Genomic DNA, 23,145 nt, shown 5'->3' on the forward strand with positions numbered 1-23,145 from the left:
GAGGAGGTCGGCAATCATGGGAAACCGCGCGGGAGAAAGACACACGGGGCCAAAATGCATCGCCATTCTTGGCCCCCTTGAAAGCGGCAAGACCACACTTTTCGAAGCCATACTTGCGCGCACCGGCGCCGGCGCCCAAGCTGGCAGTCATGGGGCCGGCAGCCACGGGGCCGGCAGTCACGGGGAAACGCGCGAGCACGCCATGAGCGTGGAGGCCACCTTCGCCACCACGAGCTTCATGGGTGAGAGCATGACCTTCGTCGACTGCCCGGGCTCCGTGGAGTTTGCGCAGGAAGCCGAGCCGGTGCTGGCCGCCGCCGACGTGGCCGTGGTGGTGACCGAGGCCGACGACAAGAAGCTGCCGGCCCTCCAACTCATCCTGCGGCGGCTCGACGAACTGGGCATGCCGCGCATGCTCTTCCTCAACAAGATCGACAAGAGTGCGGCCGGCGTGCGCGACACGCTGAAGCTGTTGCAGCCGGCGAGCGGCAATCCGCTGCTCCTGCGCCAGATCCCGCTGCGCAAGGACGGCATCGTCGTCGGCTCCATCGACCTGGCGCTGGAGCGCGCCTACATCTACCGCGAGCATGCGGAGAGCGAGATCGCCGCTATCCCCGACGACGAGAAGGCGCGCGAGATCGAGGCCCGCTTCTCCATGCTGGAGACGCTGGCCGACCACGACGACATGCTGATGGAGCAGCTTCTGGAGGAGATCGAGCCGCCGCGCGACGCGGTTTTCGACGACCTTGCGGCCGATCTGCGCGAGGGAGCGGTGACCCCGGTCCTGATCGGCTCGGCGGAAAAGGGCAATGGCGTTCTGAGGCTCCTGAAGGCCGTCCGGCACGACGCTCCCGACGTCACCGCCACGCGCCGAAGGCTGGGCGTCGACGGCGGCGAGACCGTGCTTCAGGTGATGAAGACCATCCATACCGGCCATGGCGGCAAGATCTCGGTCGCCCGGGTGCTTTGCGGCAGCGCCACCGACGGGATGGAGCTTGCCGGCGCCGGCCGTGTCTCCGGCCTCTACCGGCTGACGGGCCGCGAGCAGGTCAAGCTTTCGTCCTCCGGCGAAGGCGAGACGGTCGCCCTCGGCAAGCTGGACGGCGCCAACACCGGCGATACGCTGTCGGCGGGCAAGGCCGCTGCGGCGCAGCTCGCCCGGCTGGAGGCTCCCCGGCCGGTCTTCGCCATGGCACTCAACCCGCGCGACCGCAAGGACGAGGTCAAGCTTTCGACCGCCCTGCAGAAGCTCCTGCAGGAAGACCCCTCGCTCGTCCTGGAGCAGAACCAGGACACGGGCGAGACCGTGCTCGGCGGTCAGGGAGAGATGCATCTGCGGGTGGCAAGGGAGCGGCTGGAGGATAAGTTCCAGATCGCCGTCGAGACCCGCCCGCCGTTGATCCCCTACCGCGAGACCATCCGCAAGGCAGTCACCCAGCGCGGCCGCCACAAGAAGCAGTCGGGCGGCCATGGGCAGTTCGGCGACGTGGTGCTGGAAATCCGCCCGCTGCCGCGCGGCAGCGGCTTCGAGTTCACCGAGACCATCACCGGCGGCGTGGTGCCCAAGCAGTACATCCCTTCGGTGGAAACCGGGGTGCGCGAAGCGCTGAAGGGCGGGCCGCTCGGCTTCCCCGTGGTCGACCTCGCGGTGAACCTCTCCGAAGGCTCCTACCACTCGGTCGATTCTTCCGACATGGCCTTCCAGCTTGCCGCTCGTCTGGCCATGCGCGAGGCCCTGGCGGCGGCAAGCCCCGTGCTGCTGGAACCGGTGCTGAAGGTGGAGGTCGACACGCCGTCGGAGGCGACGGCCCGGGTAACGGCGATCCTGTCGCAAAGGCGCGGGCAGATCCTCGGCTTCGACACGCGAACCGACTGGCCGGGCTGGGACGTGGTGGAGGCCATGATCCCCGAGGCGGAGATCGGCAACCTGATCATCGAGCTGCGCTCGGCGACGGCGGGCGCCGCCACCTACCGCGCCAGCTTCGACCACATGGCCGAGCTTACGGGCCGGCTGGCCGACGAGGTGCTGAACGGGAGAGGCAAGGCGGCCTGAACCGCCCTCCTCCTGGGAGTAGAACCTGCGCAAAAAAAAGAGCCGGATCACGAAGATCCGGCCCAGTCGTTGGAAGTGCCATTTAAGGCGAAACCTCCAGAGGGGAACACTCGCGGGGGCAAATGGGAGGAGAACACCCCCGGGAGTGATCAAGATATGAGCATTCGTTGCTCAAATAACAACCACGGGTTTTTGCATTTCAGCCATGCATTTTTGCATGGAACAATTGGCAGATCTTGCATCAGAAGGACCAGGTGCGCGATTTCGAGATGAGAAAATCCCTGAAGACCTGCAGCTTTGCCTGGTTTTTCATGGTGTCGGGATAGCAGAAATAGGTGTCGAAGGAAGGCACCGCCGTCTCCGGCAAAAGCTGCACCAGCCCGCTCTCGTTACCCACAACATAATCGGGCAGCATGGCGATGCCGGCGCCGCGCTGCACGGCGACCTTGATCGACAGGATGTTGTTGATCTGCAGGCCGACGCTGCGTTTCGTGCCCTCCGGCCGCCCCGCCGTCTCCAGCCAGTTCATGTCGCTCAGATGCGCCGGCACCGCTTCTCCGAAGGTGACGATGCGGTGCCGGTCGAGATCGTCGATCGAAGCCGGCTTGCCGTGCCGGTTGACGTAGGCCGGCGCGGCATAGAGGTGGAAATGCACGGTGAACAGCTTGCGCTGGATGAGGTCCGGCTGCTGCGGCTGGCGCATGCGGATGGCGCAGTCGGCCTGGCGCATGGTGAGATCCAGCTCCTCGTTGTCGAGGATGAGCTGGAGCTGGATGTCGGGATAAAGCTCGCCGAACTCCGGCAGCCGCTCCGTCAGCCAGCCGGTGCCGAGCCCGACGGTGGTCGACACCTTGAGAAGGCCCGAAGGCCGGTCTTTCGTCTCCGAAAGGCGCACCTTCGCGCTTTCGAGCTTCATCAGCACCTCGTGGGCGGTGCGATAGAGCATGTCGCCCTGCTCCGTCAGCACGAGGCCGCGTGCGTGCCGGTGGAAAAGCGGCACGCCGACCTCCTGCTCGAGCGCGCTCACCTGGCGCGAGATCGCCGATTGCGAAAGATGCAGCGTCTCCGCCGCATGAGTGAAGGATCCCGCAGCAGCAGCAGCGTGGAATACCCTTAGCTTGTCCCAATCCAACGCCGAGTTCCCCTTTTATTTTTAGGCGTTTGCCGTCTTTCTACTCAGCCGCCTCCCGGCCTTCGCCTGCCGAAGCCCTCAGAAGCGCCTTCACTCCGCCACCGCTACGGCCGGCGCAGGCAGGTGCGTCTCCATCTCCGCCAGATACTTTTCCGCTTCCAGCGCCGCCATGCAGCCGAGCCCCGCCGCCGTCACCGCCTGGCGGTAGATGTCGTCGGTCACGTCGCCGGCGGCGAAGACGCCGGGCATGTCGGTGCGCGTGGAATTCGGCTCGGTCCATAGATAGCCGTTCGGCTTCTGCTTCAACTGACCCTCGAAAAGCTCCACAGCCGGCGCGTGGCCGATCGCCACGAACACACCGTCGATGGGCAGCTCCTTCGCCTCGCCCGTCTTCACGTTCCGCACGCGGATGCCGGTGGCGGACGGCGGCAGCGGCGGCTTGGGCGTCTCGCCGGTGATCTCCTCGATCACCGTATCCCACATCACCTCGACATTGCCCTTCTGGAAGAGCCGCTCCTGCAGGATGCGCTCGGCGCGAAACTCGTCGCGCCGGTGGATGACGGTCACCTTCCTGGCGAGGTTGGCGAGATACAGCGCCTCCTCGACGGCCGTGTTGCCGCCGCCGATCACCACCACGTCCTTGCCGCGGTAGAAGAAACCGTCGCAAGTGGCGCAGGCGGACACGCCGAAGCCCATGAAGGTCTCTTCCGAAGGAAGGCCCAGCCACTTGGCCTTGGCGCCGGTGGCGATGATCAGCGCATCGCAGGTATAGACCGTGCCCGAATCGCCGACGAGCCGGAAGGGCCGCTGCTTGAGGTCTGCCGAGACGATGAGATCGTTGACGATGTCCGTGCCGACATTTTCCGCCTGCGCGCGCATCTGCTCCATCAGCCACGGCCCCTGGATCGGCTCGGCAAAGCCAGGATAGTTCTCCACGTCCGTGGTGATCATGAGCTGGCCGCCCTGCTCCAGCCCGGCGACGAGCATCGGCTTCAGCATGGCGCGCGCGGCATAGATCGCCGCGGTGTATCCTGCCGGTCCCGATCCGACGATGAGAACGGGCGCGTGGCGGCTGGTCATGGCTCCAAGTCCTTTTCAATATCCCAACGGGCCGCGCGGCAGGCGCCGCGAGCCGCAATCGATCTAATTATTCCATACCCCTTCGCGCAAGGCGAAGAACGGTTTTCCAACAGCTACCGGTTGTCGCGCAGCGCCTGTTCTGCCGAAGGCGCCGGCTATAAAATGCGGATCGTGCAAGTGGCCTGACCCAAACAGATGGGTACCCATCCGTTTGGAAAAGCCGGCCCACAAGCTATTAATCTGGTGGGGCGATTTGTCCTGACAGATGGGTACCATCTGTCAGGATCGCACCACTAGGCAACTTACTTGGCTCAGGCGAGCGTATGCCATAAGTTTTATTTCGCAAATACGACAGATTCGTGCGCATCGCCGCAGGACAGGGGAGCTGCATGCCGTTGAAGGCTGACCTCGACGCCATCGACTGGAAGATTCTCCGCGAGCTGCAGGACGACGGGCGCATCACCAACGTCGAACTGTCGCGGCGCGTCGGCATTTCCGCCCCGCCCTGCCTGCGCAGGGTGAAGCGGCTGGAGGAGAGCGGCATCATCAAGGGCTACCGCGGCCTCTTGAACAGCCCGGCGCTCGGCTACGACGTCGTCGCCTTCTGCCTCATCGGCCTGCACCACCAGTCGGAGGTGGAGCTGAAAACCTTCGCCGAGCGCACCCGCAAGTGGCCCATCGTCCGCCGCGCCTGGATGGTCTCGGGCGATTCGGACTTTCTCCTGCACTGCGTGGCCACCGACCTCGGCACCTTCCAGACCTTCGTCATCGAGGAACTGACCTCGGCGCCGAACGTCGACACGGTAAGGACGGCGCTGACGATCCGGCAGGTGAAGGACGAGGGGCTGGTGGCGATTGAGTGAGTGCCGGGCTGCGCCAGGTGGCCGCCGTCATCAGCGACAATATCGCGTTCATCGCATTCAATTATAGGTTTGTGAACGGCTTCTAAGATGCTCCCACGCATAGCCACTTTTAAGTTCGGATAGCGAAAACTGGTGGTTGGCTAGATGTGCAAACCAGGTCTGCCGGTCGGGCTCGATGCGCAGCATCCGCGGACTGGCAAGCGCCTCCCAGGGAAAGCGGATGGGATGGGCCGCGCAGTGTTCTTCGCAAAGCACCGGAATACCCTGTCGAATGGCCTCAACCGCCACGTTGCTGTTGAAGCAAACGACGACCGCTGCACGATCAAGGTCGTCTTGCAGGCTGCCGCTGCTCACCGTTAGATTTGGATCGGCCGGAGGGGCGGGTTCTGAAAACGTCCCGTCCGGATTCCCCCATTCATCAACGTTTTTTGCGCCGGGTTTTTCACGCCAGATGATCGGCATCTCGGAGAAGCACCGGATACGACGGACGGTCTCCTCGCGCCAATTGCTACAGCCGAAGAACCAGCGGATAGCCGGTGTGGGCGGCAGGATAAGGATGGCATCGCCTTTTCCTCCGCGCCAAGGCAAGAGAGGGTAGTGATTGGCGAAATAGCGCCGGAACCGATCATTGTCCCCGTCCGTCATCCGATTTGTGGCGTGGCCATTCATGGTCACACGGAACCATCGGTGTGAGCGACCGAGCCGCTCGAGCCAATGCGTGCTTCGAGTGAAATAGCCGTGATCGATGTAGTAGAAGTCGATCTTCCGTTCTTGAGAATACCTGTAGAGCAGGCCCGTACCACGGAGTATGCCGTACATCGCCACCGCCGCTGCGTCGGCGGGAAGCCCACCCTCGAGGAAAGTCGATACGTGTCGCAGGGGAGCCTTCGCACCGCGGCAGAAAGCCCCCGTTACGGTGGGGCTCAGCCCAACTCCGGTGTGGAAGCCGTAGAGGGTCACGATTGCTAGACGTCCTCCACAAGTCCAAGTTTGCGGAGAATTTTGCGCGGCAGCGGTTCCATCCCCCGGGAGCGCAAGCTCGACTTGCCAAGCTTTTTGGCGTGACCACCTTTCAAGTGGTCCATGTAGGCTCCGAGAACCGAGTGCACAAACGGATGACGTGCAACGTCGTAACGGGCAATTGTCTCGGCATCAATTGTGCCCGCTGCGCACAGGACGCTGCGAACCACGTCGAAGACGAAGGAGTCATGCCACTCATTGAGTGTGTAAATCTCCCCCGACTCATACATTGCCTGCATAACCCTGAAGAACTCCAGCGCGTTGGAATGGCTCATGTCGAAGCGCAGGAACCCGCACTCGCTGTGGGTGTAGCGGCGGCCGAGATAGATTAGAAAGGCATCGCCAAGCGAGGTGATAAAGTCTTCCGGAACAGGCTTTGTCGTCACCGTGTCGGCATCGAGCCACACGAGATAGCGGGAATTTGTGCGCGATGCCTGAGCGCAATACGCAAAGACCTTGTTGGAAAACTTCACCGCATCGTACTTGAAATGGTACTTATCCGTCAGCTTCACGCGTGCTTCTTTTGCCGCGCTCGATCCCGTCACCCCGTTCTGCCAGGGGGCTTTGTTGGCTTCCTTGAAGGCAACAAGGGCTGGGCATGCTTGATGCAGGTCGACGACCTCAAGGCGCTCGGAGTGTTCCTGCAACTCGAAATCTTCGGCATAGACGGTGAGCCGTACATTTTCCGGCCAATGTTCGAGGAAAGTCCGTACCATGATCTGACCATATTGCTCATAGCCGCCGCGGTGCATGGTCGTGACGACGTTGACAACGTGCGTGTCTGTCATGTGCAATTTTGTCCCTTGACGGAAATAAAGCAGCCTAGGTCCGGCCATTGGCAGAACCTGATAGACGAAAGCTTCTTGCGAATGAAGGGATATCTTCCGTCTTCACGACGGAGGCCGACCTGGCCAACAGCACGGGGCTGAAAGCTGTGGTCGCCCTCCGCCGGCCGGCAGAGCGCGCCTAGTCCGGTGCCGGACGGGCAGCCTCAGATCGGCTTCCAGTCGGGATCGACCTTCGAGGCCTCGGCCCGCCAAAGGTCGCCGTAGTCGACGTCCTGCCAATCCTTGAACCAGGGGCCGCCATTGGTAAAGTGCACGGCGCTCGGCGTGCCAGAAGCCGGCTTCTCGCTCCAGCCTTCCAGCCAGTTCCAGGCCTCGGGCAGTCCACCGATCTCCTCGTCGGCGGCCCATTGCATGCGGTGCAGATAGGCTCCGGACTCGCGGTTGATCAGTTCCGGCGTCAGCTTCCTGGTGGAAGGATGCTCGCAGTTGAACAGCATGAAGGAAGACCAGTTCTTGCGCGGATAGTTGGTCTGTACCTTGCCGTCCATCTTCACCGTCGCCTTCGGCGTGTAGTCGTGCTTGACGCACAACACCGCCTTCGACGGATCGCGATATTCGAGGAGCTTCTCCACATCGTCCAGGAAGAGGAAGTCGCAATCGCAGAAAAGTGCCCAGCCCTGATAGCCGGCAAGCCAAGGCGTAAAGAAGCGAGAATAGGTAAACTCGGTAGAGGCAAGCGGGTCGACATCCCGCGTATAGTCGCCATTCTCCACCAGCTCGGCCAGCTTTATCGGATGCACTTCGGCGGGAATGCTAGCCCGCTCAATCAATGTCTTTTTCGCAACGTCATAGGCGATTGGCTCACGGGAATCCCAACCGATATAAATATCGAGCTTTCTATCCAATTTCCTTGTCCTTCTCGTTCAAGTCCGCCCGGTCTTCTTCGACCGACCATATGCGGATATTGCGCTCCCCCGCCTTCTGCTTCACCCAGGCCTGCTCATCACCCCAGGCGTGGCGTTTCCAGCCTTGCCAACTGAAACCGGCAATCTCCACATCCCATTCCTCAGCAGGAAGGCGCTCAAGCGCGTACCGGATACCAAAGTATCCGGAGCTTGGGAACATGCTGGTCAGCATCGCAGATGTCAGGCCCAACTCCGCGCACCCCTCTTCGTAGTAGGTCGGGGGCAGGATCGCCACCGTCTTGCCCGCCTCGCCGAACATTGCGAGCGCCTCGTGGGTCCAGTCTCCGCGTCGCCCTTTGAGACGCGACAGGAAATTGGGCTGGATGAAGTAGTCGCGTATAATTCTCGGGTGATAGAGAAAGAAGACCATGTCTGCGGCCTGCACGATCGGCGAAGTGGGATAGTTTGGGTCGTTCAGCCGCCGCTGCATCGGCTTTCCCGAATTGGCGACGAACAGCCAGTTGGTCTTTGTGCCGCTCATGCCGATGGACATCTTCGGCTCGTTGAAGCGAACGACATGATCGCTGGCGTCGACACGCTCTGACATGTCGAAAGGCAAAGAGCCGTTGCCGACGATGAATGCTCTCTTTCTGACCATATCGACCATGCCTCTCATTCGTCCGCCACGCCTACCGTGCCGGCATTCGCAGGTCCAGAACGTTGCGGGCCCTTACCGCCGCCCGATAGATCGCCCGGCGGACCTCCCGCGCCAGAACCTCAGCAAACGGCTTTCCCTTCCCCTGCACCGTCGTCCCGCCCAACTCCTCAGCAACTTCGCGGATGGCGACCGGCATGGCGCTCAGCACGCGCACGCCGTGCAGCCACTGCATCTGCACCGTCGTATCGACAGGCCTGTCGAACACGTGCGTGAAGGCGAGCAGCACTTTGGCCGCATCGCGGCCGACGATCTGCGCCTGCATGCCGAGGCGCGGGTGGCGCGGAGCGATGAGGCGCGCCGAACCGGAATGTGCCGCCACGCGGCCTTTTTCGCCCCGCGCCTTCTTCGGAAAGCGCACGAGATCGCCCCGCCCCGCGTGGGCGAGCGCCAGGTCGAGCACGTCGGCGAAGCGCGACGGATCGATCTCCACGTCGTCCTCGACCACCAGCCCGGCGTCGAGCTTGCGGTCGACGATCGCCTGCCAGGCCTCGCGGTGCGACAGGAAGCAGGCGACTTCCGAAATCCGCAGCGGAAAGGGGTAGTACGGCCTGTGGAGCCGCGGCTTATAGACCTCGGCGACCTTTTCCTCGGGCAGCGTCTGCCCGTCCACGGCCTCGATGACCGTGACGGGCAGCGGCAGGCTTTGCCGCAGGCGCTCCACCTGGCGCGCCCGGCCATGCGCGCGGGCAAGGTGGACGATGAAGGCCTCGGCCTTCATGCCTCCCCCTTCCAGAGCCCTTCATAAACCTCCGCCAGCGCGTCCGCCTCGCGCGCCAGGGCGAACCGCGCGGTCACATGGGCGCGCGCGGCCCCGCCCTGCCGCTTCGCCGTCGCCGGATCGGCCATATAGGCCTCGATGGCGCGGGTGAGTGCCGTGCCATCGCCGGCCGGCACAACGACGCCGGTTTTTCCCGGCGCGATCATCTCCGCATAGGCGCCGGCATCGCTCGCCACCGTCGGTGTGCCCGACGCCATGGCCTCGAGCGGTGTCAGACCGAAACCCTCGTTGCGCGAGGGCGCCACGCACAGCGCGATGCGGCGGTACCACGGCACGACATCCGGCACCTCGCCCATGAAACGGACCCGATCGCCCAGCCCCGCATCCCGCACGCGGCCCCGAAGCTCGTCCGCGAAAGCGCTGTTCTCCGCAGTCGCCCGGCCGAACACCAGCGCCGTCCAGTCCGGATAGCGCGGCAGCAATTCGATCATCGCGGCAACGAAAAGGTCCGTCCCCTTCTGGTGGCGGATGCGCCCGAAACAGCCGATACCGTAGCGCCCCGGCATGCCGCTGGCCACCCACTCGTCCCCGGCCCCGCGCGGCGGGCGGAAGCGCTCGATGTCGATGCCGTGCATGACCACCCGATGCGGCACCTTGAGGAAGGAGCCGGAGCGCGCGCTGGTGGCCACCACCGCATCCATACGGCGGACGAGCCATTTGGTGTATGCACGGTGATCGCGCTGGGCGGCAGAGGTGAAGACCAGCTTGAGCGGCGCGCGGAAGACGTGCTTCGCAAGGATCCCCGCCAGCATCTCGGTATTGCGCCGCGCATGCCAGATGCGGAACGGCCTTTCCGCCGGCTTGGTCAAAAGCGCGGGCACCTGCCACCAGCGCATCTTCGGCAGGTCCGCGGGTAGGCCCGGCCCCAGCGTGGCAACCCCCATCGCCCGCGCCTGCAGCGGAACCAGCTGCACGATCGTGCTGGTGACGCCGGAGAGACGGCGCTTGAAGTTGGGCGCGACCACCTCCACGCGGCGCATGTCGGGCGGGGCGGCGGCAGCACTCGCCCCGGCGTCCGCCGTCACGGCCCCGGCCCCCATATTCAGCCGTATTGCACCCGGAGGACTTCGTAGCCGCGCGCGCCGCCCGGCGCGTTGACCTCGATGGAATCGCCCGCGCCCTTGCCGATCAGCGCCCGCGCGATCGGCGAGGAGATGGAGATGCGGCCGGACTTCACGTCTGCCTCCTGGTCGCCGACGATCTGGTAGGTCTTCTCCTCGTCCGTATCCTCGTCCACGAGCACCACGGTGGCCCCGAACTTGACCGTATCGCCGGAAAGCTTCTTGACATCGATGACCTCGGCGCGGGCGATGAAATCCTCGAGCTCGCCGATGCGGCCCTCGTTCATGCTCTGCGCCTCTTTGGCGGCGTGATATTCGGCGTTCTCGGAAAGGTCTCCATGGGCGCGAGCCTCGGCGATCGCCTCGATGATGCGCGGCCGCTCTTCCTGCTGGCGCCAGCGCAGCTCTTCCTTCAGCGAATCATATCCGGCCAGGGTCATCGGGACCTTGTTCATCTGTACCACCTTCCTGACGTCATCCGCGCCGCCTTCCGGGCACTTGCCCGGCGCCTGCGGACACAAAAAGAAAACGGTCCGGCAGCCTTGGCCAACGGAACCGCTTCGTTCAACTCACGCGAAATATAGCAATCTTTGTGGCTTTTTCACGCGGAATCTTCGCCCCGGCGCCGGAAATCCGATGGTTGCCGGCAAACGGATATGGCCGCCCCGAGGGAGGAGTAACGCCAACGATACGCAGGACCGGCCTTGGCCCGCCGCGTGCCCTACCCTATTTCAACCGGATCGCGGGTTGAGCAAGGGGTCGAAGCAAATGCCGAATATCTTTCTCGCCGCGCTTCTTGCGGTGGTTCTTCCCGCCACCGCCTGTGCACAGGTCTCCGAGGCGGGTGACGTCGCGTTACGCACCGAAACTCTGGCCGAGGGGCTGGAGCATCCCTGGGGCATCGATTTTCTCCCCGACGGCAGCGCCATTATCACGGAGCGCACCGGCACAGTACGCATTTTTGCCGACGGCAGGCTCTCCGAGCCCCTCTCCGGCGTTCCTGAAGTCGCTGTGTTCGGCCAGGGAGGGCTTCTGGACGTCGCGCTCGCCGCCGATTTCGAGCAATCGCGCACGCTCTTCCTCTCCTATTCCGAGCCCGGCCCGGGCGGCGCGGGCACGGCGATCGCCCGTGCCCGCCTGGTACAGGAGGGTGGGTCGGCGCGGCTGGAGGATGTCGAGGTCATCTTCTCCCTCGACCGCAGGACCGGTGAAAGCCGGCATTTCGGCTCGCGCATCGTGCCCGCCCCGGACGGCACCCTCTTCTTCACCATCGGCGACCGCGGCGAGATGAACCGCGCCCAGGACCCTTTCGACCACGCCGGCTCCGTGATGCGCATCAATCCCGACGGCAGCGCCCCGGAGGACAATCCCTTCGTAGATGGCGGAGAAGCCGCACCCGAGATCTGGTCCATCGGCCACCGCAACCCGCAAGGGGCGGTGCTCGATCCCGTGACGGGTGCGCTGTGGACGGTCGAGCACGGCCCGCGCGGCGGCGACGAGGTCAACCGCCCGCAAGCCGGCAGGAACTACGGCTGGCCCGTCATCTCCTACGGCCGCCACTATTCCGGCCAACGGATCGAGCGCGGCGCCGATGCGCCCGGCTACGAGCAGCCGAAATATTACTGGGACCCCTCCATCGCGCCCTCGGGCATGGCGGTCTATGACGGCCGGATGTTCCCCGAGTGGCAAGGCGATTTCCTTGTCGCGGCCCTCAGCTTCCAGCTCCTGACACGGCTCGAGCGCAACGGCAGCGGTGAAATCACCGGCGAGGAGCGCATGTTCGAAGGCACCTTCGGCCGCCTGCGCGACGTGGAGGTGGCGCCGGATGGCTCCATCTGGCTGTTGACGGACGATTCCAACGGAAAGATCATCCGCATCTTGCGGGCCGAATGAGGAGCGGATCTCCCCTTTTTCGAGAGCACTCATCGGATCCGGGGGAACGCAAAAGGCTTTGCACCCTGCAATGCCGCTGCTAAGACCGCCCGGTCCGAAAAACCTCCCCACGTCCCGCCGATGACCCGTATCCAGGCCAACACGCTTCTGCTCACCGCCGGTGCCATGTGGGGCATGGGCTTCGTCGCCCAGTCGACGGCGATGGAGGCGGTGGGACCGTTCCTCTTCATCGGCCTGCGTTTTGCCATCGCCTGCCTTTCCATGCTGCCATTCGCGCTGCGCGAAGGCAGACAGGCGCAAACGCCGCTCGCGCCCGAGCATTGGCGCGCCTTCACGCTGATCGGCCTTTTGCTTTTCGGCGGCATGGCCGCGCAGCAGGTGGGGCTGATGACAACCACGGTCACCAATTCCGGCTTCCTCACCGGCCTTTACGTCGTGATGGTGCCCTTCTTCGGCGTATTGTTGTTCCGGCAATGGCCGCACCGCGCGGTGTGGCCGGCGGCCCTTCTCGCCCTCACCGGCATCTGGCTGCTTTCGGGCGGCGGCGCGGTGGCGCTCGTGATGGGCGACTGGCTGACGATCCTGTGCGCCGCCTTCTGGGCGCTCCAGGTCATCTATATCGCCCGCAGCGCCAGTCGTACCGGGCGGCCGGTCACGCTCGCCGTCACCCAGTTCACTGTCACTGCCGTCGTGGCGCTGGCCATAGCGCTCGTGGTCGAGCCGGTCGAGTTCGCCGCCATCCGCGCAGCACTCCCCGAGATCCTCTATGCCGGCATCTTCTCCGGCGGCATCGCCTTCACGCTCCAGGTCGTCGGCCAGCGCTACACGACAGCGCCGCAGGCGGCCATTTTTCTGTCCACCGAGGCCGTCTTCGCCGCCCTTTTCGGCGCCCTCTTCCTGGGCGAGCGGCTGCCCGCGTCTGGCCTCGCCGGCTGCGGCCTGATCTTCTCGGCCATCCTCCTCGTCGAGGTCGTGCCGGCGCTGCGCGCCCGCCGCGCGACGTCCTGACGCCACCATCCTGCATAAATCCGTTCCAAGATGCGCTATGGTCATCGGCGGGGCTCATGTGTCGATGGAGCGGTGCGTGAAGAGAGCGGTCGAAAAGGAATGGGAGCTGTCGCTGGGGCCGGACACGGTGCGCCTGTTGGCCGAGAAGGCGCGCGCCATTTCGGCTGCCGTCAACGACGACTACGACGACGGCAAGGAGCACGAGGTCGAGTTCGGCGGCGATGCCTCCGACCGCCACAATCATGATGGGCTCGCCGAGGAAAAAGAGGAAAACCTCACGGAAGAGGAATTCCGCGAGCTGATCGCCGACCTGAACGTCGACGAGGCGTCCGAGCTTCTGGCGATCGCCTGGATCGGACGCGGCGACTACGATGCGGAGGAATGGCCAGACGCTGTGGCCGACGCGCGGCAGCGGGTGAACAGCCGCCTGGCCGGCTATCTCCTCAGCATGCCCATGCTGGGCGATTGGCTGGAAGATGGGCTGGAAACCATCGGCGCTTAATGCTATCTTAAGTTGCAGATATTATTGTACATGCTATTTTGAATAGATATTGCAGATCAATGACCGCCCGACATTCACGCTCCCGCCTTGCACCGATAGCCATCCTCTGCCTCGCCGCGGGAGGCTCCCTTGCCGGCGCCATCGAGCTTCCCGACCGTGCCCCGATCCCGCAACGGCGCGCCGAGGCTCTGCGGCAAGAAGCACCCGCGGTGGAAAAGCCGGCTTCGCGCGCCATGCCGGCCGCTGAGACCGCCTGCCGGGAGGAGCTCCGCGCCCTCGGTGTCGCCTTCACCGCTGCGCCAGCCGTGGAGGCGAAAGGCGGCTGCGCCCTGCCCCATCCCCTGGAGGTGACCGCGCTTTCCCCGAAAATGCGCTTGCAGCCGGCGGCCGTTCTCAACTGCCGCACCGCCCGCGCCGCCGCCGCCCTGTTCCAGGAGAAGGGCGCGGCGGCGGCGAAGAAATATTTCGATGCCCGTATAGCGACGGTCGTCCACGGCTCCGCCTATGTCTGCCGCCCGATCAACGGCATGGCAAAGCTCTCCGAGCACGCCTACGGCAATGCGCTGGACATTTCCGCCATCGAACTGTCCGACGGGCGGCGGGTGGAAGTAGGTGGGAACGCCAAAGGTGCGGACGCGAAATTCCTCGCCGACATCCGCACCGCTGCCTGCGGCCCCTTCGCCACCGTGCTTGGCCCCGGCACGAATGCCGACCATGCCGATCACTTCCACTTCGACATGAAGAAGCGCCGCAAGCCTTACTGTCGGTAGAGCGCCTGAAAAATGCTGCCGCCGCCGCATTTTGGCCACAGGCCTGAATCCGCGCACTGAGCTTTCCTTTACTCTTCGGCGGTAGGCTCGCCCTCCGTGACAGGGAGCCGGCCGCAGGCCGGTGGTGGGCCGATAGTGGACAGGGAAAGCCTATTCGAGTGGCCGCGGCGACGGCCCCGCGCGGCGTGGACGGGCCTGGCGCTCCTCGCACTGACGGCGATCTCCGCCTGCACCGTGGACACGGTGCTGCGCCCGGACGTGGATGTCGGCACGACGACGGCTGCCGTTTCCGGCAGCGGTCTGCAGAACCTCGTGCCGTCCAACCCGATGATGACGAACTACCCGCGCTTCACCCTGCCGCGCGCGCCTTCTTCCCTCATGCCCGCCGAAGAGGTGGCCTGCCGCCGCGAGTTGAAGCGCCTGGGCGTCACCTATCGCGACCTCGAGCCCATCGACGACGGCGGCGCCTGCCGCATCGACCATCCCGTGGAGGTGAGCGGGCTTTCCGGCGGTATCGAGATAAAGCCCGCCGCCACGCTCAACTGCCAGATGGCAGCCACCGTCGCCCGTTGGACCAAGAACGAGCTCGCCCCCGCCGCGCGCACGCGCTACCTTTCCGGCATCGGCACCATCCGCCAGGGCTCCAGCTACTCCTGCCGGCGCATCCGCGGCACCGCCGTCGCCTCGGAACACTCCAAGGGCAACGCCCTCGACATCATGAGCATCGCGCTCAAGAACGGCAGGGACATCGACGTGCGCCGTCCCGGATTCTTCGCTTTCCGCCAAAAGAGCCTGCTCAACAAGGTGCGGGCAGAGGGTTGCGGCTATTTCACCACGGTGCTCGGGCCGGGCTACGACGCCGATCACAAGGACCATTTCCACTTCGACATAAAGGACAGGAACAACGGCTACCGCGCCTGCCGGTAGCGCCCCGACCCTCCCCGATCTATGTGCAAGGGGTGCGGCGCCGGCTCGCTTATTGCCTGCCATCGGTGTTAGAGAGCATCCATGCTCGCCGTCGAAATCACGATCCTCTTGGTGCTCATCCTCTTCAATGGCTTCATGGCCATGTCGGAGCTGGCGGTCGTTTCCGCCCGCCCTGCCCGGCTGAGAGCCCGCCAGAACGAACGGGGTGCCGGCCGCGCGCTCAAGCTTTCGGCCGACCCCGGCCGCTTCCTCTCCACCGTACAGATCGGCATCACGCTGGTGGGCGTGCTCTCCGGCGCCTTCTCCGGCGCCACCATCGGCGTGCGCCTTGCCGGCTGGCTGGAAACGCTCGGCGTGTCGCCGGCCATCGCCAGTTCGGCTGGCGTCGGCGTCGTCGTGGCGCTCATCACCTATGTCTCGCTGATCATCGGTGAGCTTGTGCCGAAGCAGTTGGCGCTGAAGCACGCCGAGAGCATCGCCATCCGCGTAGCCCCCTTCTTGATGGCCATGTCCCGCGTCGCCTTGCCGCTCGTCTGGCTGCTCGATATCTCCGGCCGCGCCGTGCTCGCCCTCCTCGGCCAGAGCGCGGAACCCTCCGGCCGTGTCACCGACGAGGAAATCCGCACCCTCATCGCCGAGGCCGAGCACACCGGCACCATCGAATCCGACGAGCGGCGCATGATTTCCGGCGTCATGCGGCTCGCCGACCGCAAGGCCCGGGCCATCATGACGCCGCGCGGCGAAGTGGACTGGGTGGACCTGTCGCAAGGCCGCGACGCCCTGGCGAAAGCGCTGCGCGAGACGGATCATTCGCTGCTGCCCGCCGGCGAGGGCTCCGCCGACCAGCTTGTGGGTGTCCTCAAGGTCCGCGAGCTTCTGGCCGCAAGGCTGTCCGAAGAGCCGCTGGACATGCGGGCGCATGTCCACCCCGTGCCCGTCGTGCACGATTTCGCCGACGCCCTCGACGTGCTCGCCGCGCTGCGCCAGGCGGAGGTGCCGATGGCGCTGGTGCATGACGAATACGGAAGCTTCGAGGGCATCGTCACGCCCGCCGACGTATTGGAGGCGATTGCCGGTGTGTTCCGCGCCGATGCGGAGGAAGGCGAACTCGACATCGTCCAGCGCGAGGACGGCTCGTGGCTTTTACCCGGCCTGATGCCGGCCGACGAGATGGCCGACCATCTGGGCTTTCTCCTGCCGGCAGACCGCAGTTACACGACGCTTGCCGGCTTCCTCCTCTCCTACACCCAGGAACTGCCGAGGACCGGAGCAAGGGTCGATGCGATGGGCTGGCGCTTCGAGATCGTCGACCTCGACGGCCGGCGCATCGACCGTGTGCTTGCCACGAAGCAGAATGCGCCGGCGAAGGATGGCTGAACGGACGGGACCGCCGTACGTCAACAGCGCGGACACGCTTAGCTGGACGAGCAGCGGACCTGGAACATGATTCCGAAAAGCGGTTTTCGGAAAAGATCATGCTCAAACAAAGAGATCGATCATGGGTTTCAAAGCTCCGGCGGCACCGGCGTTGGCCGGCCGGTCGCATCGAGCGCCACCATCACGAAATCGGCACTCGTGACCATTTCCATGACATCCGACAGGTAGCGCTGCGACCACGCCTCCACCTTCAACACCATGGACGTGCGCCCGACGCTGACAACGCGTGTGTAGACGCACAATGTGTCGCCGATCTGCACCGGCTTGGCGAAAGCCATCTCCTTGACCGCTGCCGTCACCACGCGCCCGCGCGCCCGCTCCGCCGCGCGGATGCCGCTTGCCAGGTCCATCTGCGCCATCACCCAGCCGCCGAAGATGTCGCCCGCGGCATTGGCGTCGCCCGGCATCGCCTGGGTGCGCAGGGTGAGATCGCCCTGAGGCTCCGTATGGTTTTCTGACATCGCCGTTATCTCCGATGATCACATTTTCGGATTCATTTTCAGGATGTTGCAGGCGCAAGCGGAATCGGACTGCAAGCAAACTCGGGCAAACTCTCAACGACTTGAATCATTTTGTGAAGCCGGCAAAGCGGGCTCTCGACGACAATCCCATGCCCGACACGCCACTTCTCACCCACCCACAGCCAGCCGCGCGACCGTTTCCTCCAACAATGCCATGCCGCCCGGCCGCCAGCCGAGGGCGGAAAGCCTCTCGCAGCGCATGGCGTTGACGGCTTCCTTGTCGGCCGCTCCCGGCAGCGGGTGCGGCGCACCCGTTTCCAGCTTCACGATCGCCAGAATGTCGCGCCGATCCACCAAAACGTCCGAGACGTTAAGGACCGGTTCTGCAAGCGCGTCCTTTTCCAGAACCAGCCGCACCGCCGCCGCCACGTCGCGCCCGTGCACCTCCGTTCCAGCGCGTGGATCGATCGCTCTGCCGGCCAGGTAGTCGGCAAAAAGGCCAGCCCACTTATGCGCTTGCCCCGGCCCCGCCGGGCCGTAGACACCGGTGACGCGCAGGCTGACGCCGCAAAAGCGGGCATCTGACAGCCCTTCCAGCGTCCGTTCCGCAGCAAGTTTCACCTCGCCGTAGAGCGTGTCGGGCCGCGCTTCATCTGCCTCTTCCAGCCACGTTCCCGGCGGGCGCGGACCGTAGACGGCGCGGCTCGACAGGAACACCGCACGCCGCACGCCCGCATCCCTTGCCGCCGCGAAAAGCGCTGCAGTCCCTTGAAGATTGCGGCGGCGGAAAGCCTCTGGGTCGCCCCCTTCCCCGCCGCGGTATCTTCCCGGCACATGGTCGAAGGCCGCGTGCACAAAGAAATCCGCGTCCTTGAAGGGTGCGGGTGAAGCGGCCTCCGGCTCCAGCGAAAGAGGCAGGAACCCCACCGGCGCTGAAAAGAAGCCGCCCGCCGGCGCCGACCGCCCCAAGACCGTGACCGCATGGCCGGCCGCAAGAAGCGCCTCGACGATGAAGCGGCCGACATAGCCCGCGCCGCCTGAAACCACGCTGTGCGGCGCACTCATGTCGCCCCAGTCGGGTTTTCCAGCCGGTCGATATCGGGGATGCCCTCGCCCGCATAGTAGGCGTGCCAGAGGTCGATCAGCGGTCGCAGCTTCTCCGCCTTCGGATGATCCTTCTCCCAGGGCTTTTCATACTGGTAATGGACCACGGACACCGACTTCCAGTCCCACAGCTCGGGCATGTTGAACCAGACGTATTGCAGCATGTTGAAGAAGACCGGCAGGCCGTGCCAGTCGGGGAAGAAGGCCTGCAGAAAGGTCTGGTCCGTGCGCCGCCAGAAGGCGTCGGGCCGGTCCAGCATGGCCAGCATGTCGTTATACGTCTTCCCGCAAGGCCGGGCGACGAAGACGCCGGAGTTCAGCCGGTGAAAATCGGCGAGGCTCTCATAGACGTTGGGGGCGGCGCAGAACTCCGGATAGGAAAACAGGCGGTCGATATTGCGCAGAACCAGGGCGTCGGCGTCGATGAAGACCACCCGCTCATAGTCGGTGAGCTGCCACAGGCGCAGCTTGGCGAAATTGTCGAGCGGCGTATGGAAGGACGGCTTGTTGCCCTTGGTGAAGGGGGCGTCGGCATGCAGCTTCGCCCGTTGGTGGCGTTCGTTGAAGGCGGCCGACGTCGGCAGGAGTTCTGCTTCCACGAGCCGGACGCCGAGTGCCGTCAGAGGCCGGAGCGCGCCGCCCGTCACCCCGCCCGTATGGAGCACCACGATATCGGCTCCAGTGCCGCTCAGCTTCAGCGAGCGCACCAGCGCTTCCGCGCCCATGGCGTAGTCTGCGTTGGTGACGAGGGTCACATAGGCATGACGCAAGGTCTCACCCCACGCTCTTCAGCCGCTTGCCCTCCGGGTCGCGCTCGATGGTGGGGGCGATGTCCTTGGTCCAGGCGGAGATGGAGGGGATGCGGCTGCGGTCGACGCGGTAGGCGTATTTCTTCGCCACGTCCACCACCTCGGCGAGAAGCCCCTCCGCAAGCGTCGTCGGATCGAGGCCGAGTTCCAGGAACTGCTCGTTCTTCACCACCAGATCGTTCTCCGCCGCCTCCTTGCGCGGGTTGGGGAGATAGGCGACCTTGGCGCCGGTCATGCGGGCCACCAGCTCGGCCAGATCCCGCACCCGGTGCGTCTCCGTCATCTGGTTGAAGATCTTCACCCGCTCGCCGCGCACCGGCGGGCTCTCCAGCGCCAGATCGATGCAGCGCACCGAATCCTGGATATGGATAAAGGCCCGCGTCTGGCCGCCCGTGCCGTGCACGGTGAGCGGATAGCCGATCGCCGCCTGGATGAGGAAGCGGTTGAGGACCGTGCCGTAGTCGCCGTCATAGTCGAAGCGGTTGATGAGCTGCTGATGCAGCTTCGTCTCGTCCGTATGCGTGCCCCAGACGATACCCTGGTGGAGGTCGGTGATCCTGAGGCCGTCGTTCTTGGCGTAGAACTGGAAGAGAAGCTGATCGAGGCACTTGGTCATGTGGTAGATGGAGCCGGGATTGGCCGGGTAGAGGATCTCCTGGCGCGCCGTCTCGCCAGAGAGCGTCTTAACGCCGACCGGCAGGTAGCCCTCCGGGATCGCCGCGCCGACCGAGGAATAGCCGTAGACGCCCATGGTGCCGAGATGCACCAGGTGTGCGTCGAGATCGATCTCGACCATGGCGTTCAAGAGGTTGTGGGTGGCGTTGACGTTGTTGTTGACCGTGTAGTTCTTGTGCCGGTCGCTCTTCATGGAATACGGCGCGGCGCGCTGCTCGGCGAAATGGACGATGGCGTCCGGCCGGTGCTCTGCCAGCCAGGCCTTCAGCACCTCGTAGTCGCGGGCAAGGTCGATCAGATGGAAATGGATGCGCCGCCCCGTCTCCTGGTGCCAGATGCGCGTGCGCTCCTGGATGGAGTCCATCGGCGTGAGCGACTGGACGCCGAGTTCCGTGTCGATCCACCGGCGCGAGAGATTGTCGAGGATGTGGACCTCGTGGTCCCTGGCGGACAGGTGCAGCGACGTCGGCCAACCGACGAAACCGTCGCCGCCCAGAACAGCAATCTTCATTGTCGAATCCCTCGTTTTGAACCGCGAGAAATGCTTACCCGGCATTTGTGACAGCAATTGTATGCCGGGCGGGAGCGGAAATGGAAGCGGCGGAAAACGCGTTTTTCACCTTGACAACCGGCAAAACGAATCAAATCGCTTCATCTGCCGGCCATAATCGTGCATCATAATGAAATGATAATCGCTCCATTCGGGTGCGAAGGCTTTGGAAGGAGACCGGACATGACCAGGTCCGGAGAGGCCGTCACGGGTATATTCGATACCGAGGAGCTGGCGGAGATCCGCACGGCGGTGGAGGCCGTGTGCGCGGAGCTGGGCATCGACCGTACCGACCAGAAGGGGCGCGAAGAGGTGGCGAGCCGCATGATGCGCTCCTGGGCGCTCGGCCGCCGCACGCCGCTCGGGCTGGTGAATGCCGGGCTCGACGACGTCGCCTGACCAGAGGCAGGCGTCCGCTTCGCGGTGGGGAAATCCAGGATTGCTGCCCGCAGGACGGGAGGAGACAGGGCACCGTTCCGGAGAGGGTTCTTTCCGATGAGCGACATTGCGGTCAAGCCCCGTACCAGGACCAAGCCGAAGACGGCGCGGCCGAAGCTGCACAAGGTCATCCTCGTCAACGACGACTTCACGCCGCGCGAGTTTGTCGTGACGGTGCTGAAGGCGGAGTTCGGGCTGTCGCAGGACCAGGCATACCGGGTGATGATCACCGCGCACCGGCGCGGGGTGTGCGTGGTGGCGGTGTTCCCGAAGGACGTGGCGGAGACCAAGGCGACGCGGGCGACCGACGCCGGGCGCAAAGAGGGGTATCCGCTGCTTTTTACGACCGAGCCGGAAGAGTGAACGCGGCGCGGCCGGAGCCGCGCCGTCGCGGTGGGCTTCCCTACCCTACCAGCCGACCTGCACGGTGGCGCCGGCCTGGCTGTCGCCGTTCTGGACGGCGTGGGCCTCCGTGTTCTTGCCGAACTGGAAGAGGCCGTAGGCATTGCCGTTGCCGTTCTGCTGGACGGTGCCGGTGTGGCCGTCGCCTTCCTGGTGGACGATGCCGAGATTGCCGCTGCCGTTCTGGGCGAGGCCGGCGATGTTGCCGAAACCGTTCTGCTTGATCGAGCCGCTCTTGATGCCTTCGACGAGGCCGTAGATGCGCAGGCCCGTCTGCAGCGCCTGGGCTTTGTCGGGATCGCTCGGGTTGTAGCTGAGCGAGACCGAGCCGCCGGCGAAGGCGGGGGCGAGACCGAGGCCGGCGGCAAGCGTTGCGGCGGCGATAATGGTGCGGATGGTGCGGGTCATGGAATTCTCCTCCTGGTTCGGTTGGCGCGGGGCTTGATTGCCAGCGACGGAGGGAGGATGCCAAAGCCGGCTTGAACGGGTGTGGAACGGGGTGTTAACCGGTGGTTCATGGAAAAGCGTGAGGACGGGGCCCCGCGCACGGTAGAACGGGCCCCGGTTTCCCGGAGCCCGTTCGGCGGCAGGCGGTGGCTGGCCGGGGTCACAGCTGGCCGGCGCGCTCTGTACAGGTGAAGCGGCCTTCGGGCGCGTCCACCTCCAGCGTTGCCTCGTAGACGGCGCCGGAGCCGCCGAGCATGACGCGGCCGAGCTCGGCCGGCTTGCCGGGCGCGGCGGAAAAGGTGCCGCCCTGCCTGATGTTCGAGCTGCCCGATCCGCCGACGGTCTCGACGCGGAAGGTGTAGGAGCCCGTGATCGCCGTCTCGGCATGGACCACGCCCTGGAGCGCGATCATGCCGCCCTCCGTGCTGGCGAGGATCTCGCAGCGCGTGTCCTCGGAACTGGCCGTCTCGAAGCCGGCCTTGCCGGCGCCGGCCATCAGGGCCGTGCCGGAGAGCGCCAGCGCCAAAGCTGCGGCGGTGGCGATATGCGTGCGGTTGCGCAACATGGGAACCTCCTTTTTCAGGTTGCCGGTGCGGCGGCAGGCCGAGGGCGACATCGTCCCCCTCGGCCGTTCGCCCGTGCAACGGCTTTTGCCTTACGGGCAGGTCTGCACGAAGGCCGCGACGTTGCCGCCGCCGGACTGGCTGACCTCGGCGTCGCAGCCGTTTCCGACCTGCACGCCGGCCGCCACGTTGCCGTTGCCGTCCTGGGTCATGATGGCGTTGTGGTTTGCGCCGAACTGGCCGACGCCGGCGGCGTTGCCATGGCCATTCTGCCACGTATCGGCGGAATTGTTGACGCCGTGCTGGCCGGTGGCCGAGACGTTGTTGGAGCCGTGCTGCTGGCTGATGGCCGAGTTCCAGACGCCGTCCTGGTAGACGCCGATCTGATTGTCGAAGCCGGTCTGGGCGCCGCCGGCGGCGTTGCCCCAGCCGTACTGCTCGATGGAGACGCTGTTGGCGGACGCCGGCAGGGCGGCGAAACCGACGAGGGCGGCGGCGGCGGTGGCGATGATGAACTTGCGGGTCATTTCGGTACTCCTCCTGTTGGGTGCGGGTGTCCCCCGCGAGTTGTGAACGGTTGCAGTTTTACGGGAGGCTTGCGGAACGCTCGCTGAACCGCGCGTTCAGGTGGGGTTCACTGGCGGGGGAGCGGCGCAGGGGAGGCCGGCATCCCGCCCTCGCCCTTCGACAAGCTCAGGATGAGGGCTCCTGTTTGTGCTCCTCCTCCGTCGTTGGAGCTTGCACTGGCCTCGCCCTGCCTT

26 protein-coding genes are annotated in these 23,145 nt (G+C 65.0%); 10 read left to right on the plus strand and 16 right to left on the minus strand.

Annotation, left to right across the window (positions count from 1 at the left end; translation table 11 throughout):
* Positions 1–16: 16 nt before the first annotated feature.
* On the plus strand, positions 17–2,053 hold the full coding sequence (locus GM910_RS22230; protein WP_159591608.1) for an elongation factor G: 2,037 nt from the start codon (positions 17–19) through the stop codon (positions 2,051–2,053).
* Positions 2,054–2,294: 241 nt separating this feature from the next.
* On the opposite strand, the gene GM910_RS22235 is transcribed toward GM910_RS22230, so the two are convergent.
* Both GM910_RS22235 and trxB read right to left on the minus strand, forming a co-directional pair.
* Positions 2,295–3,185 carry a LysR family transcriptional regulator gene (locus tag GM910_RS22235; RefSeq protein ID WP_159591611.1) on the minus strand — a complete coding sequence of 297 codons (891 nt, stop codon included), beginning with the start codon at positions 3,183–3,185 and terminating at the stop codon, positions 2,295–2,297.
* Positions 3,186–3,275: 90 nt separating this feature from the next.
* Positions 3,276–4,265, minus strand: a complete 990-nt coding sequence (gene trxB / locus GM910_RS22240; RefSeq protein WP_159591613.1) for a thioredoxin-disulfide reductase — start codon at positions 4,263–4,265, stop codon at positions 3,276–3,278.
* 389 nt (positions 4,266–4,654) lie between these two features.
* Here trxB and GM910_RS22245 point away from each other — a divergent pair, with 389 nt between their 5' ends.
* On the plus strand, positions 4,655–5,128 hold the full coding sequence (locus GM910_RS22245; protein WP_159591616.1) for an Lrp/AsnC family transcriptional regulator: 474 nt from the start codon (positions 4,655–4,657) through the stop codon (positions 5,126–5,128).
* Between the two features lie 57 nt (positions 5,129–5,185).
* On the opposite strand, the gene GM910_RS22250 is transcribed toward GM910_RS22245, so the two are convergent.
* The 7 genes from GM910_RS22250 to greA form a co-directional block, all read right to left on the minus strand.
* On the minus strand, positions 5,186–6,088 hold the full coding sequence (locus tag GM910_RS22250) for a hypothetical protein (RefSeq protein ID WP_159591619.1): 903 nt from the start codon (positions 6,086–6,088) through the stop codon (positions 5,186–5,188).
* 5 nt (positions 6,089–6,093) lie between these two features.
* The gene (locus tag GM910_RS22255; RefSeq protein WP_159591622.1) at positions 6,094–6,936 is read right to left on the minus strand and encodes a hypothetical protein; all 843 of its coding nucleotides are present in this window, start codon (positions 6,934–6,936) and stop codon (positions 6,094–6,096) included.
* 203 nt (positions 6,937–7,139) lie between these two features.
* On the minus strand, positions 7,140–7,841 hold the full coding sequence (locus tag GM910_RS22260; protein ID WP_159591625.1) for a glycosyltransferase: 702 nt from the start codon (positions 7,839–7,841) through the stop codon (positions 7,140–7,142).
* Complete coding sequence (locus tag GM910_RS22265) at positions 7,834–8,508, minus strand: hypothetical protein (protein ID WP_343033003.1); 675 nt, start codon at positions 8,506–8,508, stop codon at positions 7,834–7,836. Before GM910_RS22265 ends, GM910_RS22260 begins: the two co-directional genes overlap by 8 nt.
* Positions 8,509–8,530: 22 nt before the next feature.
* Positions 8,531–9,277, minus strand: a complete 747-nt coding sequence (locus GM910_RS22270; protein ID WP_159591628.1) for a glycosyltransferase family 25 protein — start codon at positions 9,275–9,277, stop codon at positions 8,531–8,533.
* Positions 9,274–10,317 (minus strand): glycosyltransferase family 4 protein, encoded by a 1,044-nt coding sequence (locus GM910_RS22275; protein WP_159591703.1) that lies wholly within the window; start codon positions 10,315–10,317, stop codon positions 9,274–9,276. The genes GM910_RS22270 and GM910_RS22275 overlap by 4 nt, the downstream gene beginning before the upstream one ends.
* A gap of 62 nt (positions 10,318–10,379) precedes the next feature.
* Complete coding sequence (gene greA / locus GM910_RS22280) at positions 10,380–10,853, minus strand: transcription elongation factor GreA (RefSeq protein WP_159591631.1); 474 nt, start codon at positions 10,851–10,853, stop codon at positions 10,380–10,382.
* Positions 10,854–11,166: 313 nt separating this feature from the next.
* On the opposite strand from greA, the gene GM910_RS22285 reads away from it, so the two are divergent.
* The 6 genes from GM910_RS22285 (at position 11,167) to GM910_RS22310 (ending at position 16,875) form a co-directional block, all read left to right on the plus strand.
* Positions 11,167–12,291, plus strand: a complete 1,125-nt coding sequence (locus GM910_RS22285; protein ID WP_159591634.1) for a PQQ-dependent sugar dehydrogenase — start codon at positions 11,167–11,169, stop codon at positions 12,289–12,291.
* Positions 12,292–12,411: 120 nt separating this feature from the next.
* Entirely contained in the window at positions 12,412–13,299 is an 888-nt protein-coding gene (locus GM910_RS22290) for a DMT family transporter (protein WP_159591637.1), read from the plus strand.
* Between the two features lie 76 nt (positions 13,300–13,375).
* Positions 13,376–13,801, plus strand: a complete 426-nt coding sequence (locus GM910_RS22295) for a DUF3775 domain-containing protein (protein WP_159591640.1) — start codon at positions 13,376–13,378, stop codon at positions 13,799–13,801.
* Positions 13,802–13,860: 59 nt separating this feature from the next.
* The gene (locus GM910_RS22300) at positions 13,861–14,571 is read left to right on the plus strand and encodes an extensin-like domain-containing protein (RefSeq protein ID WP_159591643.1); all 711 of its coding nucleotides are present in this window, start codon (positions 13,861–13,863) and stop codon (positions 14,569–14,571) included.
* Between the two features lie 135 nt (positions 14,572–14,706).
* Positions 14,707–15,498: an extensin-like domain-containing protein gene (locus GM910_RS22305; protein ID WP_425482715.1), complete on the plus strand. Its 792-nt coding sequence runs from the start codon at positions 14,707–14,709 to the stop codon at positions 15,496–15,498.
* An 81-nt stretch (positions 15,499–15,579) separates the two neighbouring features.
* Positions 15,580–16,875 carry a hemolysin family protein gene (locus GM910_RS22310; RefSeq protein WP_159591646.1) on the plus strand — a complete coding sequence of 432 codons (1,296 nt, stop codon included), beginning with the start codon at positions 15,580–15,582 and terminating at the stop codon, positions 16,873–16,875.
* Positions 16,876–17,003: 128 nt separating this feature from the next.
* On the opposite strand, the gene GM910_RS22315 is transcribed toward GM910_RS22310, so the two are convergent.
* The 4 genes from GM910_RS22315 to GM910_RS22330 all read right to left on the minus strand — a co-directional run bounded on the left by GM910_RS22315 (position 17,004) and on the right by GM910_RS22330 (position 20,495).
* Positions 17,004–17,396, minus strand: coding sequence for an acyl-CoA thioesterase (locus GM910_RS22315; protein WP_159591649.1), 393 nt, complete (start codon positions 17,394–17,396; stop codon positions 17,004–17,006).
* 168 nt (positions 17,397–17,564) lie between these two features.
* Positions 17,565–18,461 carry an NAD-dependent epimerase/dehydratase family protein gene (locus GM910_RS22320; RefSeq protein ID WP_159591652.1) on the minus strand — a complete coding sequence of 299 codons (897 nt, stop codon included), beginning with the start codon at positions 18,459–18,461 and terminating at the stop codon, positions 17,565–17,567.
* On the minus strand, positions 18,458–19,270 hold the full coding sequence (locus GM910_RS22325; protein WP_281354920.1) for a glycosyltransferase: 813 nt from the start codon (positions 19,268–19,270) through the stop codon (positions 18,458–18,460). The genes GM910_RS22320 and GM910_RS22325 overlap by 4 nt, the downstream gene beginning before the upstream one ends.
* A gap of 4 nt (positions 19,271–19,274) precedes the next feature.
* The gene (locus GM910_RS22330) at positions 19,275–20,495 is read right to left on the minus strand and encodes an NAD-dependent epimerase/dehydratase family protein (RefSeq protein ID WP_159591655.1); all 1,221 of its coding nucleotides are present in this window, start codon (positions 20,493–20,495) and stop codon (positions 19,275–19,277) included.
* A gap of 222 nt (positions 20,496–20,717) precedes the next feature.
* On the opposite strand from GM910_RS22330, the gene GM910_RS22335 reads away from it, so the two are divergent.
* Both GM910_RS22335 and clpS read left to right on the plus strand, forming a co-directional pair.
* Positions 20,718–20,933 carry a hypothetical protein gene (locus tag GM910_RS22335; protein ID WP_159591658.1) on the plus strand — a complete coding sequence of 72 codons (216 nt, stop codon included), beginning with the start codon at positions 20,718–20,720 and terminating at the stop codon, positions 20,931–20,933.
* A 96-nt stretch (positions 20,934–21,029) separates the two neighbouring features.
* Entirely contained in the window at positions 21,030–21,335 is a 306-nt protein-coding gene (gene clpS, locus GM910_RS22340) for an ATP-dependent Clp protease adapter ClpS (protein WP_159591661.1), read from the plus strand.
* Between the two features lie 45 nt (positions 21,336–21,380).
* Here the strand turns inward: clpS and GM910_RS22345 are convergent, their stop codons facing one another.
* The 3 genes from GM910_RS22345 to GM910_RS22355 form a co-directional block, all read right to left on the minus strand.
* Positions 21,381–21,782, minus strand: a complete 402-nt coding sequence (locus GM910_RS22345) for a curlin (protein ID WP_159591664.1) — start codon at positions 21,780–21,782, stop codon at positions 21,381–21,383.
* A gap of 199 nt (positions 21,783–21,981) precedes the next feature.
* A complete protein-coding gene (gene csgH / locus GM910_RS22350; protein WP_159591667.1) occupies positions 21,982–22,386 on the minus strand; it encodes a curli-like amyloid fiber formation chaperone CsgH in 405 nt (134 codons plus the stop codon).
* 90 nt (positions 22,387–22,476) lie between these two features.
* Positions 22,477–22,911 carry a curlin gene (locus tag GM910_RS22355; protein ID WP_159591670.1) on the minus strand — a complete coding sequence of 145 codons (435 nt, stop codon included), beginning with the start codon at positions 22,909–22,911 and terminating at the stop codon, positions 22,477–22,479.
* Positions 22,912–23,145 lie beyond the last annotated feature (234 nt).

The sequence above is a fragment of the Chelativorans xinjiangensis genome (genome assembly GCF_009812055.1).
Taxonomy (GTDB): Bacteria; Pseudomonadota; Alphaproteobacteria; order Rhizobiales; family Rhizobiaceae; genus Chelativorans; species Chelativorans xinjiangense.